We start from the raw sequence: 15754 nt of genomic DNA on the forward strand, positions 1-15754 counted from the left end.
CATGCGCGGTATCCGCAGGCTTACACTCTAGCCCTGTTCATCCGCCACATGGGAAAAATCGCCTCCGGGTTAGGCGATTAGCACCCGGCGCCGGTGGTTGACCACCTCATGAGGCGCCATTTCGGTACGCTTACTGAAAAGACGGCGGAGCTTTTCACCTCCGCCGTCCATATTATCGATTGAAATCAGAACCGATCAGAACGGATAGTGCTGGTTCGGGTCTTCGATCGTCACCCAGCGCAGGTCGGTAAACTCGGCAATGGCTGCCTTGCCGCCGAAACGGCCATAGCCGGAGCTCTTCACGCCGCCGAAGGGCATCTGGGCTTCGTCGGCCAAAGTCGGGCCGTTGATATGGCAAATGCCGGATTCCAGACGCGCGGCAAGATCCATGGCGCGCTTTACATCACGGCTGAAGATAGCCGAGGAGAGACCGTATTCGGTATCATTAGCGATGCGGATCGCCTCTTCCGCATCCTTGACGCGAATGACCGGCTTGACCGGACCGAAGCTTTCCTCGTCAAACGAGCGCATGCCTTCCTTGACATGATCGAGCAGCGTTGCGGAAACAACGCTTCCGTCGATCTTGCCGCCAGCCGCAAGCGTTGCGCCCTTGGATACGGCGTCATCGATGAAGGCCTGCATCTTGACGGCGGCTTCCGGATTGACGAGCGAGCCGAGCACGACGTGACCACGCGGATCGCCGGCCGGAAGCGCTGCAGCACGGGCCGAAAGCTTGGCGACGAATTCATCGGCAACGGCTTCATGCACGATGAGGCGTTCCGTCGACATGCAAATCTGGCCCATGTTCATGTAGCAACCGAAGACAGCAGCATTCACGGCAGCATCGATGTCGGCATCTTCCAGCACGATCAACGGTGCCTTGCCGCCCAGTTCCAACAGAGCCGGCTTCAGGTGACGCCCCGAAAGTTCGCCGATGATGCGGCCAACCTTGGTGGAACCGGTAAAGTTGACGCGACGCACTTCAGGGGCTGCGATCAAGGCTGCAACGATCTCGGCTGCATCTTCCGGCGCATTGGTGATGACATTGATCACGCCTTCCGGCAGGCCGGCTTCCACCAGAACCTCGCCGATCAGCACATGCATGCCGGGGCAGGCTTCAGACGCCTTCAGGATGACGGTATTGCCGCAGGCAATGGCCATGGCGATGGCACGGGTACCCAGAATGACCGGTGCGTTCCACGGCGCGATACCGAGGCAGACGCCGGCTGCCTGGCGGAGCGCCATGGAGATCGTGCCGGGCTTGTTGGAGGGAATGACTTCGCCCTGGATCTGCGTGGTCATGGATGCAGCTTCGCGCAGCACGCCGGCGGCCAGCATGGTGTTGAACCCTGCCCAGGGCGCCGTGCCGCCGGTTTCGGCGATCATCAGCTCGGTGAACTGGCCAGCCTTGGTTTCCATGATGTCGGCTGCCTTCAGGAGCAGCGTGCGGCGCTGTCCGGGGCCAGTGCTAGACCAGGCCGGAAAGGCGGCCTGTGCGGCAGCAACGGCTGCCTTGACATCCTCAAGACCAGAGGCGGGCGCGCGGCTTGCCACTTTGCCGGTAAAGGGATCGATGCGGTCAAACGTCTTGCCGGAAATCGCTCCGACATGCTTGCCCCCGATGATCTGCTGGATTTCGAACATGTCCTCTTCCTCTTCTTGCTGCTGTTGTCTGAATGGTGACCATCCGCCGGCGCAGATGGTCGTGTTGAAGGTCATATCGGGTAGGTTTTCCCACCCGCTGCCCTGGTGATCCAGCGCAATTCCGTAAACTCGTCTATGGCCGAGGCGCCGCCAAAGCGCCCGTAGCCGGACGCCTTCACACCGCCAAACGGCATGGCGGGTTCATCGGCGACGGTTGCGCCATTGATGTGCATGATGCCGGTTTCGACCCGCAAGGCGATGTCGAGCGCCCGCTCGAGATCGCGGCTGAAAACCGCGCCGGAGAGGCCATAGTCGCAATCATTGGCAACCGTCACGGCCTCTTCGGCATCAGCCACGCGCAGGATGGCGGCAATCGGCCCGAAGCTTTCCTCGCGGTAGAGCCGCATGGAACTCGTCACGCCATCGACAATCGTTGCATCCATCATCGCACCATAGGCAGCGCCGCCGATGCGCAGAACCGCACCTCTGGTCACGGCATCCTCGATCAGGGTGGTGAGACGACGCCCGGCATCGGTAGAAATCAGCGCGCCGAGCGGCATATGGCCGATGGATGGATCGCCAGATTTCAGCGGCCGCGCCCGCTCGATCATGCGTGCAAGGAATGCGTCTGCAACGGCATCCTCGACGATGATCCGCTCTGTCGACATGCAGATCTGGCCCTGATTGAAAAAAGCGCCGAACACGGCAGCATCGGCCGCCTCGTCCAGATCGGCATCGGCCAGCACGATCAGCGGCGCCTTGCCGCCAAGCTCCAGCAGGCAGCGCTTCAGATGACGGGCAGCCATCTCCGCAATCATCCGCCCGACCCGCGTCGAGCCGGTGAAATTGACGCGGCGGACCACCGGATGGGCAATCAGCGCCTCAACGATCCTGCGAGCATCTTCCGGCGCATTGGACAGAATGTTCAAGACACCCGCTGGCAGGCCAGCATCAGCCATCACATCGCCCAGCAGGCGCTGGGTGGCCGGGCAGAGTTCGGATGATTTAAGGATGACGGTATTGCCCCAGGCAATAGCATAGGCAAATGACCGCACGGCCAGAAGGATGGGCGCGTTCCACGGCGCAATCGCCAGGCACACGCCGGCCGGCTGGCGAATGGCGACAGATCCGCCGCCAAGACCAAGCGTCGCCATGTCGGGGGGAGAGACATCGCCTGCGCAATCGGCGGCCTCGCGCAGCACGCGAACGGCAAGCTCGACATTGAAATGACACCATTGGCTCGTGGCACCGGTCTCGACCAGCATGACGGCGGCAAGGTCATCGGCCCGCGCGCTCAAAAGGTCGGCGGCCTTTTCGAGGATTGTCTTTCGCTGCTGCGGCGTGGTGCGCGACCAGTGCGGAAAGACGGCAGCGGCGGCACAGGCGGCGGCCTCCACATCCTCTTCGCCGGCAGCAGCAGCACTCGTTACGATCGTGCCGGAACAAGGATTGGCACGCAAGAAACGCTGTCCGGTGGCAGAGGCCACGGACTTGCCGGCGATCAGAAGGTCTGCCATGTGGCAGCCCGCTTCTGTCGTCACCGGTGCGGCGCGTGTGCCGCTACGTTTCAGAGCTTCGGACATAAATGATGCCTCCTCCCAAAGGCTGACGCACCCTACCTGTTCGCCAGAGGAGAGGAATGCATTTTTCCGGCGCAAACTTATCATTATATGGTAGGCACTATCACGGTTTGGTCAGGTGATGGGATGCAGACAGCACAGAAGAACCAGTTCATGCGGGGCGAAAAACTCGAACCCGCCCTGCAGCGCCGTGTCATTTTCAGCGGATCAGCTTCGGATCTTGAGGCCAATCACCTGATTTTCCTGGTCTCCGGGCGCCTGCAATCGACAGGTCGCGACGAGACGCAGACGGTGACGGCACCGGCCCTTCTCATTCTGCCGCGCACCAACCCGGCGCGCCTGACGCTGGAGGCGGGCAGCCGGGCCTATCTGCTCGGCGCATCCGATGATGAAATCGCCGCAGCACTCGGAGATTTTCCCGAAGCTCCGGCCATCCGTGGCATATTGTCTGGAGTGATACATCTCACGGATCTCGAACCTGACCAGCAACGGTTGCTGGACCGGGCATTCGATGCCCTGGTGGGTGAAATCCGTACCCAGTCTGCGGGCGCGATGATGGCGATCGCTGCCCATCTGCGGCTGATCCTGCTTGCCGCCTGGCGGCTTGCCGGCGCGCTGGACCAGGATGTCGTCGCCAGCGGCGATGGCGTCTCCGTGTTGCAAAAATTCCGGCAACTGGTGGAGGCACAGTTTCGCCGCCACCGGCCCATCACCTTTTATGCCGATGAACTGGGTGTGACGGCCGACCGCCTGCATGCCATTTCCACGCGCCATCTGGGGCGCCCGCCGCTCGATCTGGTGCATGACAGGCTGGCGCGCGAGGCGCGGCATTATCTGGAACGGTCGAGCCTCTCGGTTCAGGCGATTTCCGACAGCCTGAACTTCAAGGATCCGGCGCATTTCAGCCGCTTCGTCAAACGCCGCACCGGCTATGCGCCGGCGCAGTATCGTGCCCTCATGCGCAAGACATCCGATCGAAGCGCCAGCGATGCCCGCTTCGACTATCACGAATGGCCGTGATCACTCCCGACCACGACCCTCGTGATCAGGCGGTTCCATCGACGATCACCAGCGGGCGACCTTGCGTGCAGTTTTCGATGCGTGCATCGACGCGGTAGACATCGCGCAGCATGGCGGGCGTGACCACGTCCAGCGTCGGGCCGCTGGCCAGCAGCCGTCCGCCGGCAATCACCATCGTATTGGTGCAATAACGCAGCGCATGATTGAGGTCGTGCAGGGCAATCAGAACCGCCATCCCCTCGTCAGCGGCAATGCGCTTCATGAACTGCAGCACCTCGATCTGGCGAAACAGGTCGAGCGCCGAAGTTGGCTCATCCATCAGCAGCACTTCCGGCTTGCGCACCAGCGCCTGGGCAATCGCCACAAGCTGTCGCTGGCCACCCGACAGGGCGCCGAGATCGCGGAAGGCCAGATCCGAGATATGAAGGGCTGCCAGCAGCCGGTCGATTTCGGAAAGATCGTCTTCCGCCACCCGCCAGCCGGTGCCCTGCTTAGCCGCCAGCAGAATCGATTCGTAAACGGTCAGAACGGCATTGGCGCCGGTATCCTGCGGCATATAGCAGATCGGCCGGTGGCCTTCGCGTACATCCTCCACCGTGACAACGCCCTTGCCCTTGAGCAGGCCGGCAATGCGCTTGAACAGCGTGGATTTGCCGGCTGCGTTCGGGCCGATCAGCGCCGTCAACTCGCCGCCGCGCAGCCAGTCGGTCGAGATATCCTCAAACACGGTGGTGCGGCCATAGCGGGCGCTGATATCGTCGAGCTTCAGGGCTACCATGCGCGCCTCCGATTGGTGAAGATCAGCGAGAAGAAGAAGGGAACACCAACCAGGGCCGTGATGACGCCGATCGGCAGGATAGCGCCGGGAATGAGCATCTTCGACACGACCGAGGTGGCCGACAGCAGCAGCGCGCCGCAGATGACCGAGCCGGGCAGGAAGAAACGCTGGTCCTCGCCCACCACCATGCGGGCAATATGCGGGCCGACCAGACCGACAAAGCCGATCGTGCCGACAAAGGACACTGGAATGGCGGCCAGCAGGCTGACCAGCATCATGGTTTCCAGGCGCAGACCCCGCACATTGACGCCAAGACTTGCAGCCTTGTCATCACCGAGCCGCAGCGCCGTCAGCGCCCAGGCGCGACGGGCAAACAGCGGTACGCAGAGAACAAGAATGGCAAAGGTCACGGCAACCTTGCCCCATGTCGCCTTGGTAAGGCTTCCCATGGTCCAGAACACGACGGCCGCCAGCGCCTGTTCTGAGGCCAGATATTGCAGCAGCGACAGGAGCGCATTGAAGGTGAACACCAGCGCAATGCCAAGCAGAACAATGGTTTCCACCGTGACGCCGCGCAGCGTGGAAACGCCATAGATGAACAGCGAGGCAAGCATTGCCATCAGGAAGGCATTGATCGGCACCATATATTGAACGGCGGCCGGAAAGACGGACACGCCCGCCACCAGCGCCAGCGCCGCGCCAAAGCCGGCGGCAGCGGAAATGCCGAGCGTAAACGGGCTTGCCAGCGGATTGGCCAGAATGGTCTGCATCTGCGCACCGGCAAGCGACAGGCAGGCACCCACGGTGACGGCCATCAGTGCGATCGGCATGCGGATATCCCAGACGACAACGCGCAACTGGTTGGAAACGCTGCCCGGCGTGAAAATCGCCGACAGCACTTCGCTGAGGCTATAGCGTGCCGGGCCAAGTCCGATATCGACAGCCACGCTGAATGCCAGCGCTATAGCCAGACAGCAGAGAATGAGAATGCGACGCGCCGCAAGGGCGCGGTACTGTCCGCGCCCTTCCACCACCGTCTGCTCCTGAAAAGCTATGGCCATCAGTTTGTGCCTTTCTCAGCCGTGACGAAGTAACCCGGCCTGTAGGTGACCGGCAGGAACTTGTCGTGGAAGTCCCGGAAGGTCTGGTCCGGGTCAAGATCGGCAAACAGGTCCGGGTGAAACCATTTGGCAAATTGCTGGATCGGAATGAACTCGTAAGGCGCGCCATAGAACTGGTGCCACACCGCATGCACATGGCCTTGCTTGACGGCCTTGAGTTCTGGAAAAGGCGTGCGCGTCATCAGGGCTGCCAACCGCGTGCGGGCCGCCTGCATATCTGCGCCACGACCGACGGAGACGAACTGGTTGATGTCGGATTCTGCGGCCCAGTTGGAGCCGGTGACGATGACATGATCCGGATCGGAGACAACCAGCTGTTCGGGATTGAGATCGCCGAACGTGGTGGTGATGATGCCATTGGCGATGTTGTTGCCGCCAGCCAGATCGACCATGGCGCCGAAATTATAGGGACCGAAGGTGCGGCAGCAATTGTTTTCGCCGGAAATTCCGGGCGAACGCTCGATGAAGACATTCGGCCGTTTCAGGTCGCGGATACCGGCCAGACGATCCGTCACACGGGCGATCTGCGCGCGGCGATAGGCCTTGAATTCCTCTGCCTTGTCACTGGCACCGAACAGTTGGCCGAGAATATCGATGGATTTTTCGGTGTTCTTGTCGGGATCGATGCGGAAATCCAGATAGACAACCTTGATGCCGGCGCTCGCGGCCTTTTCCTCAAAGCCGCTTTCCTTGGCAACCTTGGCCGATTCCAGATTGAGCGTGATCACGTCAGGGTAAAGCGTAATGGCCGTTTCGAGATCGAAATTGCCCTGCGGCACGTAACCGAACTGGGGAAGCTTGGCGATATCGGGAAAACGCTCGACATAGGCCGCGTAGCTGTCCGGATCCTTTTTCACCAGGTCGTCGCGCCAGCCGACAATCGTGTCGAAGGTCTGCGCGCCTTTAAGGGCGGCGATCACATGGATCTGGCGGGCTTCGCCGACGATGACGCGCTTGGCCGGCAGGTCAAGCTCGACAGTGCGACCGGCAACATCGGTCAGCCGAGCGGCGAAGGCCGGACCAGCGAAAAACGGCAAAAGGGCGACGAGCGCCCGGACAAATTTGAAGATCATGTCGGATCTCCCCTTTTCAACGATGCGCCGGCGCGAGACCAAGGCACATAGGACGGAACCCGGCAGGACCAGCCTGCCGGGTGCTCACTCATTACTGCTTGCCGTTCAGCGACACGAAGTAGCCGGTCTTGTAGTCCACCGGCAGGAAGCGCGTGTGCAGTTCCTGGAACGTGGCTTCCGGATCGAGATCCTTGAACAGGTCCGGATGCAGCCACTTGGCAATCTGCTGGATGGCGACGAACTGGTACGGATTATTGTAGAACTGGTGCCAGACCGCATGGACATTGCCATCCTTGACCGCCTTGATATCCGTGAAGGCCGGGCGCTTCATCAGATTGGCAAGCTTCTTCTTGGCCAGTTCCTTGTCTGCACCGGGACCGACGCCGACCCAGTTGCCACCCGGAACATAAAGCTCCCAGTTGGCGCCGGTGACGATGACCTGATCAGGATTGGAGGCAATGATCTGCTCGGGATTGACCGTGCCGAACGTGCCGGGAATGATTTTTGCAGCCAGGTTCACACCACCTGCCATTTCGACCATCTTGCCGAAATTCTCATTGCCGAAGGACATGCAGCAATCGTCGCTATAGCCACCGGCGCGTTCCATGAACACGAGAGGCTTCTTCAGATCCTTTGCCTTGGCGATCGTGTCCGTGACGCGGGCGATCTGCGCATCATGGAACTTCACGAATTCATCGGCCTTGGCTTCCTTGCCAAAGAGCTTGCCGATCAGGCGCATCGACGGATCGGTGTTTTCCATCGATTTCTCACGAAAATCGACGTAGACCAGCGGAATACCAACCTTGGAAAGCTTCTCGATATAGCCGCTTTCTTCCGTCGCAGACTTGGCGTCGATGTTCATGATGATGACATCGGGCTTCAGCGTCACGGCCTGCTCGACGTCGAACGTGCCATCCTTCATACCGCCAAAGGTCGGGATCTTGTCCATCTGCGGAAATTTCTTCAGATAGATATTCCAGCCGTCGAGATCGGCCTTCTTGAAATCGTCGCGCCAGCCGACAACCCGCTTGAAGGGTTCTTCGGTGTCGAGGGCAGCAGTGAAATAGATCTGGCGCCCCTCGCCCAGAATCACGCGTTCGACAGGTACGCTCACTTCGACCTCACGGCCGGTGATATCCGTCACCTTGATCTTTTCGCCCGCATCGGCCACACCCGCCATCAGGGCGAGCGAAAGCATGGCAGCGGTAGCCACCCCAGAAACGTTGAACACGTTTGCCTCCATTAGATTGTTTGTAGCGGCATCTATGTTTTTATGACTTTCATCGTCAAGAATTATCTTTTAGAAGAATTCCAAGTAGATAGTAGAGTACGGACCTTACTCATGCAGCAGTTGGCAACTCAGACGAATTACAACTTGAGAGACGAGATCAAGGCCTATTGGTCGGCGCGCGCCGAAACCTTCGACAGCCAGCCGGGCCACGAGATTTTTTCCGAGGACGAGCGAGCCGCCTGGCATGCGCTGATTGCGCGACATCTGGGCGCCGGTGAGGGTCGCAAGGCGCTGGACCTGGCATCGGGTACCGGCGTGGTGTCGCATCTTCTCGATGATCTCGGCTTTTCCGTCACCGGCATGGACTGGGCGGAACCCATGCTGGAGCGAGCGCGGGAAAAGGCCAAGGCGCGGGGGCGCAGCATTCGCTTCTTCATGGGAGACGCAGAAAACACGCTGGAGCCGGATGCTGTCTATGATGTCATCACCAACCGGCACCTGGTCTGGACGCTGGTCGATCCGAAGACCGCCTTCCTGGAATGGTACCGCGTGTTGAAACCGGGCGGCAGGTTGCTGATCGTCGATGGTGATTTCGTCAATCCGAGCCTGGTGTCGCGCATTGCCAACCGGCTTGCGTCTCTGGCCCAAAGCTTCGGCATCGGCGCCAAGCGACCGCATCATGGACCGGCAGCCAACCTGACCGATACGCATCGCAGCATCTTGTCACGTGTCTATTTTTCAAAAGGGGCACGCGCCGAAGCGGTCATGGCACTTTTGAAGGAAGCTGGTTTCTCGTCGGTCACGGTCGATACCAACATGCGGGCGATCCATAAGGCGCAGAAGAAGAATTTCGGCTTCCTGAAGGGGTTGGAGCGGGCAACCCAGCACCGCTATGCCATCTGCGCGGTGAAATAATCGCCTGACGCTTTGTCAGCCCTTCCAGCCAAGCCCCAGCAGAGCCGCGCCGATCAGGCCCGGCTCGATGCGGCACGTCGCTTTCACCACCAGCGGGTGATCGAACCGGCGCAGGATATTGCGGCGTACAGCCTCATCCAGCGTCGCGAGTAGCGGTTCTGAATTGGACAGCCCGCCGCCAACCGGCATTACCGTTGCGCCGGTCACATTGGCAACCAGCGCCAGCGGTGCGGCCAGAAGTTCGATAAAGACGCCGATGGTCTGCGCCGCCGGCACCTCGCCTGCCTGCCAGGCGGTGACGATTTCCTCGCTGGTCATCACGACCTGATGCAGATGCGTATGCAGCTTTTCCATGCCGCGTGCGCTGCAGGTGGCATCGATACAGCCTTTCAGGCCACAGCCGCATTGAAACCGCGGCAGTTGCACCGGTGGATCGCCCACTTGCGTTGCCGCCACCGGCGCATGGCCCCATTCACCGGCAAAACCGCCATCGCGGTTGATCAACTGGCCGTCGATAACCAGTCCGCCGCCGACCCCGGTGCCCAGAATGACACCGAACACGACGCGGTGGCCCCTGCCGGCACCCAGGCCGGCTTCTGCCAGAACGAAACAATCCGCATCATTGGCAATCAGCACCGGCAGGCCAAGCGCTGCCTGAAGATCGTCCTTCAGGCAGCGCCCGTTGATGCAGGGCACATTGGCAACCACGGCTTTTTGGCTATCGGGATCAATAATGCCGGCAATCGACAGCGCCACGCATTCTGGCCGCTCTTCGGCCAGATCGACAACCGCCTGCAACACGCGCACGAAAGCGTCGAAATCATCAATGGGTGTCGGCTGGCGCGGCAGCACGCGTATATCATCCGGCGAATAGGCATGCGCACCCTTGATGGCGGTGCCGCCGATATCGAAACAGACGATCACGGCTTAGCTCCCATTCCGGCGCCATGCACGCAATGGCCGCCGATATAGGTCGAGACAAGGCTCAGGTCTTTGTCGAGCAGGATGAAATCGGCCCGCATTCCGGGGGAAAGCCTGCCTCTGTCTGCCGCACCGATCGCCTGCGCCGGATAGAGCGAGGCCATGTTGAGCGCTTGCGGCACAGGCAGTCCGAGGCGGGTGTGGGCAAAGCGCACGCAGGACAGCATGTCGATATCGGCGCCGGCCAGCGTTCCATCGGCCAGCGACAGCCGACCATCGCGGCGAAATACGTGGCGACCATTCAGATCAAAACCGGTGTCATCCGTGCCGATAGTAGACATCGCATCGGTCACGAGAAAGATCTGGCCGGGACCCGCTTTGGCCCGCAGCGCAATGCCCATGCTGGTGGGATCGACATGGAAGCCATCGGCGATGAGACCGCAGAACAGGGCGCCGAATGAAAGCGCTGCCCCAACCAGCCCCGGCTCGCGATTGCCCATCTGGCTCATGGCATTGAACAGATGCGTGACCATGGAAGCCCCGGCTTCGACATAATCCGCAACCTCTGCCGCCGCCACATCGGTGTGGCCAAGGCTGACGACGTAACCGGCAGCGCACAAAGCCCTCACCTGCTCGGGGTTGACATTTTCCGGCGCAATCGTTGTCAGCGCATGGCCAAACGTGCCGACCGCTGCCACAAGCGCTGATAAATCCTCTTCGTCCATCGGCCGAATGAGGGCCGGATCATGCGTGCCCTTTCGCGCAATCGAAAGATGCGGCCCTTCCAGATGCAGGCCGAGATAGCCCGGCAAATGCTCCGCATGCGCTGTCGCACCGGCAGTCAGGGCCTCATCCCTCACCGCCACCCTGTCGGTAATCAGCGTTACCATCAGAGCCGTCGTGCCAAAGCGGGCATGCGCTTCGCAAATCGTCGCAATGCCATCGCGGGTCGGGCAGTTGTTGAACAGCACGCCGCCGCCGCCATTCACCTGAAGATCGACAAAACCGGGCGCCACCAGCGCGCCCTCCGCCTCAAGCCGCGCAAGATCTGCCGGCAGGGCATCCTCTTCCACGATTGCGCGGATAGTCGCCCCTTCGACGACAAGGGCATGGCCTGTCAGGATCGCGTCGCCATCAAAAATCCGGCCGCCTGTCACGGCAAAAGGAGCGGTCATCGGGTGTCCAATATGTTCGAAAATGCCAAGCAGGCGACAGGATGAGAACTCGACCATGGCACAAGAATGGGCGGGCGGGCAGAGCCCATCATCTGGAAGGTTTCGGTTTCCACAAGCACAAACCTATCGCCGCCTGCCGCGCGCCGTCAGCGCATTGCGGATGGAGAAGCTCGAATGAATGCGGGTAACACCCGGCAGCTTGGAGAGGATATCGGTGTGGATGGCTTCGAACTCCTTCGGGCTTTCCACCTCCACGCGCAGAAAATAATCCCAATCGCCGGTCATCAGATAGCATTCGCGGATCTCGGGCTGCTTGCGCACAGCATCCTCGAAGCGGTTCAGCGAATCCTCGGTCTGGCGATCCAGCGTGATATTGATCATCACCGCCAGCGTGCTGCCTTCTTCGCCGGAACCGATCAGCGCCGTATAGCCACGGATCACGCCGCTTTCTTCCAGAATGCGGATACGCCGCAGGCAGGCGGATGGCGAGAGCCCAACGACCTCGGCCATTTTCGCGCTGCTCATGCGCGCATCGAGCCGCAGCAGGCGGATAATGTTGCGGTCAATCGCGTCAAGAGTTTCAGCCATGCTCGTTTCAATCAGCCTTGCGCTAAATTTACGCCCGAATTGAGCACGAATGCACATTTCATGCAATATCTGCTCGAAACACGCAGGATTTTCACGTTACGCTGTTGGCAAGGGTAAGGCTTGCGGGGTTGGGCCATGGACATGCTGTCAACGACACACTGGGAAAAGACCGGCGCGCCGGGCATTGTAACAATTGACCTTCAGGCCATCAGGCGCAATTACCGCCGGATCGCCACACTGGTGGCGCCAGCGCGTGCGTCCGCCGTGGTCAAGGCTGATGCCTATGGGCTGGGTGCTGACAAGGTTGCACCCGCCCTTTACGACGAGGGCTGTCGGGATTTCTTCGTGGCGCAGTATCACGAAGCCTTGGACCTCCAGCCGCTTCTGCCCGCCGATGCGACCCTCTATGTGCTGAACGGGCTGCAACCCGGCATAGAGGCAGATTGCGCACGCCGTGCCATCACTCCGGTCCTGAACTCGCTCGAACAGGTTGGCCGCTGGCGCTCTGCCGCGCAGTTTGCCGGGCGCCGCCTGCCGGCTCTCCTGCAGTTTGATACCGGCATGTCGCGGCTTGGTATGAGCCCGGAAGAGGCTGAGGCGCTGGCCAGCGACGATATGCTCCTGTCGGGCATCGACATTGTCTATATCATGAGCCATCTCGCCTGCGCCGATGAGGCGGACGATCCGCACAATGCCGCCCAGGCCGAGCAGATGCGCCGCTTTTCCGCAATGTTTCCGGGCGTCCCCGTCTGTTTCGGCAATTCGGCGGGATCTTTCCTCGGCGAGACCTATCGCGGCGCGCTGGTGCGGCCGGGACTGGCGCTGTATGGCGCACGCCCGACCGACATGCTGGAGCGCCCGATGGAGCCGGTGCTGACAATCGAGGCCGCCGTCGTGCAGACCCGCACGGTGCCGGCCGGCACATCCATAGGCTATTCCGCCACGCATGTAACGACCGAGACACGCCGGCTTGCAACGATCTCGCTCGGCTATGCCGATGGCATCCTGCGCGCGCTCAGCAATCGTGGCGCCTTCTTTTATGAAAACATCCGCCTGCCGATTGTCGGGCGCGTGTCGATGGATAGCACCATTATCGACATTTCCGACCTGCCGGAGGGCGCGCTGCATCTGGGCAGCCTGGTCGAATTCATCGGCCCGCACCAGTCACTCGAAGAGGTGGCGGAGCTTGCCGGAACGATTTCCTGGGAGGTGCTGACCAGCATTGGCCATCGCACGTTCCGTCAGTACCGCTGAGAAACAAGAAGAACACAAGGGGATAGCATCATGAAGATCACCATTCTGGGCGCCGGCGTCATCGGTGTGACCTCCGCCTATTATCTTGCCAAAGCCGGCCACGAGGTGACCGTGCTCGACCGCCAGCCCGGCCCGGCGCTGGAAACCTCGTTTGCCAATGCCGGCGAAGTATCCTTCGGCTATTGTTCGCCCTGGGCTGCACCCGGCATTCCGCAAAAGGCGATGAAATGGCTGTTCATGGAGCATGCCCCGCTCATCCTGCGCCCCAAGCTCGACATGGCAATGCTGTCCTGGATGGTGCGCATGCTGAGCAACTGCACCTCCGAGCGTTATGCGCTGAACAAGAGCCGCATGCTGCGCCTGGCTGATTACAGCCGGCTGGCGCTGGCAGAGGTTCGCCAGCAGACCAATATCGATTACGACCAGCGCATGCAGGGGACGCTGCAGCTGTTTCGCACGCAAGCGCAGCTGGATGCCTCGGCAAAGGATGTCAAGGCGCTTGCCGCCGACGGCATCCCCTTCGAGGTTCTCGATCCCGAAGGCTGCATTCGCGTCGAGCCGGCGCTCGCCCATGTGCGTGACAAGATCGTCGGCGGTTTGCTGACACCGAAGGACGAGACCGGCGACTGCTTCAAGTTTACCAATCTGCTGGCTGATGCAGCCATCAGCATGGGCGTTCGCTTCGAATGGGGCGTCAATATCAAGGGATTGGACGTACAAGGTGGTGCCGCCACCGGCGTGGTGACCGATCGCGGCACGATCGCATCGGATGCCGTTGTCGTGGCCATGGGCAGCTTTTCACCGCTCCTCGTCAAGCCGCATGGCATCAACCTGCCGGTCTATCCGGTCAAGGGCTATTCGCTGACTATCCCGATCATCGATGCCGCGCGTGCACCGGAATCAACGGTCATGGATGAGACCTACAAGATCGCCATTACCCGGCTTGGAGACCGTATCCGCGTCGGCGGCATGGCGGAAATTTCCGGTTATACCAATGATCTGGGCGAGGCGCGCCGCCGCACGCTGGAACATTCCGTCACTGACCTGTTTCCGGGCGGCGATGTCACCAAGGCCAATTTCTGGTCTGGCCTGCGTCCCATGACGCCGGATGGCACGCCGGTGATCGGCGCAACCAAGGTGCGCAACCTCTTCCTCAACACCGGCCACGGCACGCTGGGCTGGACGATGAGCTGCGGCTCGGCCAAGGTGCTTGCCGATATCGTCGGCGGTCGCAAGGCCGATATCGAGACCAAGGATCTGGCGGTCGCACGCTACGCCGCATAACGAACCTGGAACGATCTCCCCGAGAAAGGCGGCCCGTTTGCGGAGCCGCCTTTTTTTGTCGTTCAGGCTTCCAGCTCTTGCTTTTCCGCCATCACGCGCACCAGAAGCAGCATGACAAGCGCCTGGCCATAAGGCGCCGGTACATTGGGGATCTGCCGGTAGAAATCCAGCGTATGGCCCATCGGCGTGCCGTCGGAGACTTCCAGCACGATGCCTGTCTCGTCGATGCGCTGCATCACGGCCTCCAGCGCCTTGACCGCCACCGGCTTCAGTTCTGCATCGAGAAGACCCAGATCAATGCCGCGCAGGATGCCATAGGCAATGGCGGCCGTAGCCGAGGTTTCCTCCGGTGACTGCGGATCGCAGACGAGCGTGCAGAACATGCCATTGTCGCGCTGATGGGCGGCCAGCGTCTTCACCTGCGAAGCCAGAACATAGGTCAGGTGGCGGCGCAGATGATCCGGCACGTGATCGACCAGGCTGAACAATTCGGGAATGGCAACCGTGATCCAGGAATTGCCGCGTGCCCAGAAGGCATTGGCGAAATTGTGCCGGCCGTTGAAGGTCCAGCCGTGATACCAAAGGCCGGTCACCGGATCGGCGAGATAACGTTCATGCGCCATGAACTGGTAGAAGGCCTCCTCGATCCAGTCCTGCCGACCAAAGCGCTGTCCGGCGCGGGCGAGAAACAGGCAGGTCATGAACAGCGTATCATCCCACAATTCGCCGTCATTCATGCGCTCCTTCACCACATGCTGGAAACCGCCATCTTCGGTGCGGGCAAGCTTCGTCACCAGCCAGTCGGCCCAATCCTTCACCAGGACTTCCCAGTCCGGCCGGTCCACATGGTCGATAAGGACGGAAAGCGCCAGCATGGGCGAGGAGGAATTCACCTGACGCGGCGGCAGGCCACGGCTGATCTGCCAGTCATACCAGCGGGCGATGGCTTCCATCAGCGACTGGTCTTCAACGGCTTCTGCATGGCGGATGAGGCCATAAATGCCGACACCCACTTCCCAGTCCCATTCATCGAACTGCAGGTCGTATGTGCCGTCAGGGGCGGCTACGGTCTCATTGATACCCTTCAGACGGGCAAGCCCGACAGCAACGCGGGACAGGGTTTCGGAAAGGATTTCAGGCTGCATCAACATCGATAAGGTCCTGTCTTGC

Annotated in this window: 14 protein-coding genes; 4 read left to right on the forward strand and 10 right to left on the reverse strand. The window is 60.9% G+C overall.

Going from position 1 to position 15754, the window contains the following annotated elements; genetic code table 11:
* Positions 1-195: 195 nt before the first annotated feature.
* Positions 196-1644: an aldehyde dehydrogenase gene (locus tag E8M77_RS02960; RefSeq protein ID WP_137129112.1), complete on the reverse strand. Its 1449-nt coding sequence runs from the start codon at positions 1642-1644 to the stop codon at positions 196-198.
* A gap of 71 nt (positions 1645-1715) precedes the next feature.
* Positions 1716-3161: an aldehyde dehydrogenase family protein gene (locus E8M77_RS02965; protein ID WP_137129191.1), complete on the reverse strand. Its 1446-nt coding sequence runs from the start codon at positions 3159-3161 to the stop codon at positions 1716-1718.
* A 189-nt stretch (positions 3162-3350) separates the two neighbouring features.
* On the opposite strand from E8M77_RS02965, the gene E8M77_RS02970 reads away from it, so the two are divergent.
* Positions 3351-4244, forward strand: coding sequence for a helix-turn-helix domain-containing protein (locus E8M77_RS02970; RefSeq protein ID WP_170975720.1), 894 nt, complete (start codon positions 3351-3353; stop codon positions 4242-4244).
* Positions 4245-4269: 25 nt separating this feature from the next.
* Here the strand turns inward: E8M77_RS02970 and E8M77_RS02975 are convergent, their stop codons facing one another.
* From E8M77_RS02975 to E8M77_RS02990, 4 genes are all read right to left on the reverse strand, one after another.
* Positions 4270-5022, reverse strand: coding sequence for an ABC transporter ATP-binding protein (locus E8M77_RS02975; protein WP_137129114.1), 753 nt, complete (start codon positions 5020-5022; stop codon positions 4270-4272).
* Complete coding sequence (locus tag E8M77_RS02980) at positions 5016-6083, reverse strand: iron ABC transporter permease (protein ID WP_137129115.1); 1068 nt, start codon at positions 6081-6083, stop codon at positions 5016-5018. Before E8M77_RS02980 ends, E8M77_RS02975 begins: the two co-directional genes overlap by 7 nt.
* Positions 6083-7216 carry an ABC transporter substrate-binding protein gene (locus tag E8M77_RS02985; RefSeq protein WP_137129116.1) on the reverse strand — a complete coding sequence of 378 codons (1134 nt, stop codon included), beginning with the start codon at positions 7214-7216 and terminating at the stop codon, positions 6083-6085. Before E8M77_RS02985 ends, E8M77_RS02980 begins: the two co-directional genes overlap by 1 nt.
* Positions 7217-7307: 91 nt before the next feature.
* The gene (locus E8M77_RS02990; protein ID WP_137129192.1) at positions 7308-8414 is read right to left on the reverse strand and encodes an ABC transporter substrate-binding protein; all 1107 of its coding nucleotides are present in this window, start codon (positions 8412-8414) and stop codon (positions 7308-7310) included.
* Between the two features lie 144 nt (positions 8415-8558).
* On the opposite strand from E8M77_RS02990, the gene E8M77_RS02995 reads away from it, so the two are divergent.
* Entirely contained in the window at positions 8559-9362 is an 804-nt protein-coding gene (locus E8M77_RS02995) for a class I SAM-dependent methyltransferase (protein ID WP_137129117.1), read from the forward strand.
* Between the two features lie 15 nt (positions 9363-9377).
* On the opposite strand, the gene E8M77_RS03000 is transcribed toward E8M77_RS02995, so the two are convergent.
* The 3 genes from E8M77_RS03000 to E8M77_RS03010 all read right to left on the reverse strand — a co-directional run bounded on the left by E8M77_RS03000 (position 9378) and on the right by E8M77_RS03010 (position 12046).
* On the reverse strand, positions 9378-10286 hold the full coding sequence (locus E8M77_RS03000) for an ROK family protein (protein ID WP_137129118.1): 909 nt from the start codon (positions 10284-10286) through the stop codon (positions 9378-9380).
* Complete coding sequence (gene nagA / locus E8M77_RS03005) at positions 10283-11458, reverse strand: N-acetylglucosamine-6-phosphate deacetylase (protein ID WP_137129119.1); 1176 nt, start codon at positions 11456-11458, stop codon at positions 10283-10285. The genes E8M77_RS03000 and nagA overlap by 4 nt, the downstream gene beginning before the upstream one ends.
* A gap of 123 nt (positions 11459-11581) precedes the next feature.
* Positions 11582-12046, reverse strand: a complete 465-nt coding sequence (locus E8M77_RS03010) for an Lrp/AsnC family transcriptional regulator (protein ID WP_137129120.1) — start codon at positions 12044-12046, stop codon at positions 11582-11584.
* Positions 12047-12181: 135 nt separating this feature from the next.
* Between E8M77_RS03010 and alr the strand changes: the two genes are divergently transcribed.
* Together alr and E8M77_RS03020 are read left to right on the forward strand one after the other, a co-directional pair.
* Positions 12182-13300 carry an alanine racemase gene (gene alr / locus E8M77_RS03015; protein WP_137129121.1) on the forward strand — a complete coding sequence of 373 codons (1119 nt, stop codon included), beginning with the start codon at positions 12182-12184 and terminating at the stop codon, positions 13298-13300.
* Between the two features lie 30 nt (positions 13301-13330).
* A complete protein-coding gene (locus tag E8M77_RS03020) occupies positions 13331-14584 on the forward strand; it encodes a D-amino acid dehydrogenase (RefSeq protein WP_137129122.1) in 1254 nt (417 codons plus the stop codon).
* Positions 14585-14646: 62 nt separating this feature from the next.
* On the opposite strand, the gene E8M77_RS03025 is transcribed toward E8M77_RS03020, so the two are convergent.
* Positions 14647-15735, reverse strand: coding sequence for a glycoside hydrolase family 88 protein (locus E8M77_RS03025; protein ID WP_137129123.1), 1089 nt, complete (start codon positions 15733-15735; stop codon positions 14647-14649).
* Positions 15736-15754 lie beyond the last annotated feature (19 nt).

Source organism: Rhizobium sp. FY34 (genome assembly GCF_005222845.1).
Taxonomy (GTDB): Bacteria; Pseudomonadota; Alphaproteobacteria; order Rhizobiales; family Rhizobiaceae; genus Neorhizobium.

Excerpts from the sequence above, each read along its gene's own strand:
- E8M77_RS02960 (WP_137129112.1), bottom strand. The coding sequence starts at position 1,644 with ATGTTCGAAATCCAGCAGATCATCGGGGGCAAGCATGTCGGAGCGATT.
- E8M77_RS02965 (WP_137129191.1), bottom strand. The coding sequence starts at position 3,161 with ATGGCAGACCTTCTGATCGCCGGCAAGTCCGTGGCCTCTGCCACCGGA.
- E8M77_RS02970 (WP_170975720.1), top strand. The coding sequence starts at position 3,351 with ATGCAGACAGCACAGAAGAACCAGTTCATGCGGGGCGAAAAACTCGAA.
- E8M77_RS02975 (WP_137129114.1), bottom strand. The coding sequence starts at position 5,022 with ATGGTAGCCCTGAAGCTCGACGATATCAGCGCCCGCTATGGCCGCACC.
- E8M77_RS02980 (WP_137129115.1), bottom strand. The coding sequence starts at position 6,083 with ATGGCCATAGCTTTTCAGGAGCAGACGGTGGTGGAAGGGCGCGGACAG.
- E8M77_RS02985 (WP_137129116.1), bottom strand. The coding sequence starts at position 7,216 with ATGATCTTCAAATTTGTCCGGGCGCTCGTCGCCCTTTTGCCGTTTTTC.
- E8M77_RS02990 (WP_137129192.1), bottom strand. The coding sequence starts at position 8,414 with ATGCTTTCGCTCGCCCTGATGGCGGGTGTGGCCGATGCGGGCGAAAAG.
- E8M77_RS02995 (WP_137129117.1), top strand. The coding sequence starts at position 8,559 with ATGCAGCAGTTGGCAACTCAGACGAATTACAACTTGAGAGACGAGATC.
- nagA (WP_137129119.1), bottom strand. The coding sequence starts at position 11,458 with ATGACCGCTCCTTTTGCCGTGACAGGCGGCCGGATTTTTGATGGCGAC.
- E8M77_RS03010 (WP_137129120.1), bottom strand. The coding sequence starts at position 12,046 with ATGGCTGAAACTCTTGACGCGATTGACCGCAACATTATCCGCCTGCTG.
- alr (WP_137129121.1), top strand. The coding sequence starts at position 12,182 with ATGGACATGCTGTCAACGACACACTGGGAAAAGACCGGCGCGCCGGGC.
- E8M77_RS03020 (WP_137129122.1), top strand. The coding sequence starts at position 13,331 with ATGAAGATCACCATTCTGGGCGCCGGCGTCATCGGTGTGACCTCCGCC.
- E8M77_RS03025 (WP_137129123.1), bottom strand. The coding sequence starts at position 15,735 with ATGTTGATGCAGCCTGAAATCCTTTCCGAAACCCTGTCCCGCGTTGCT.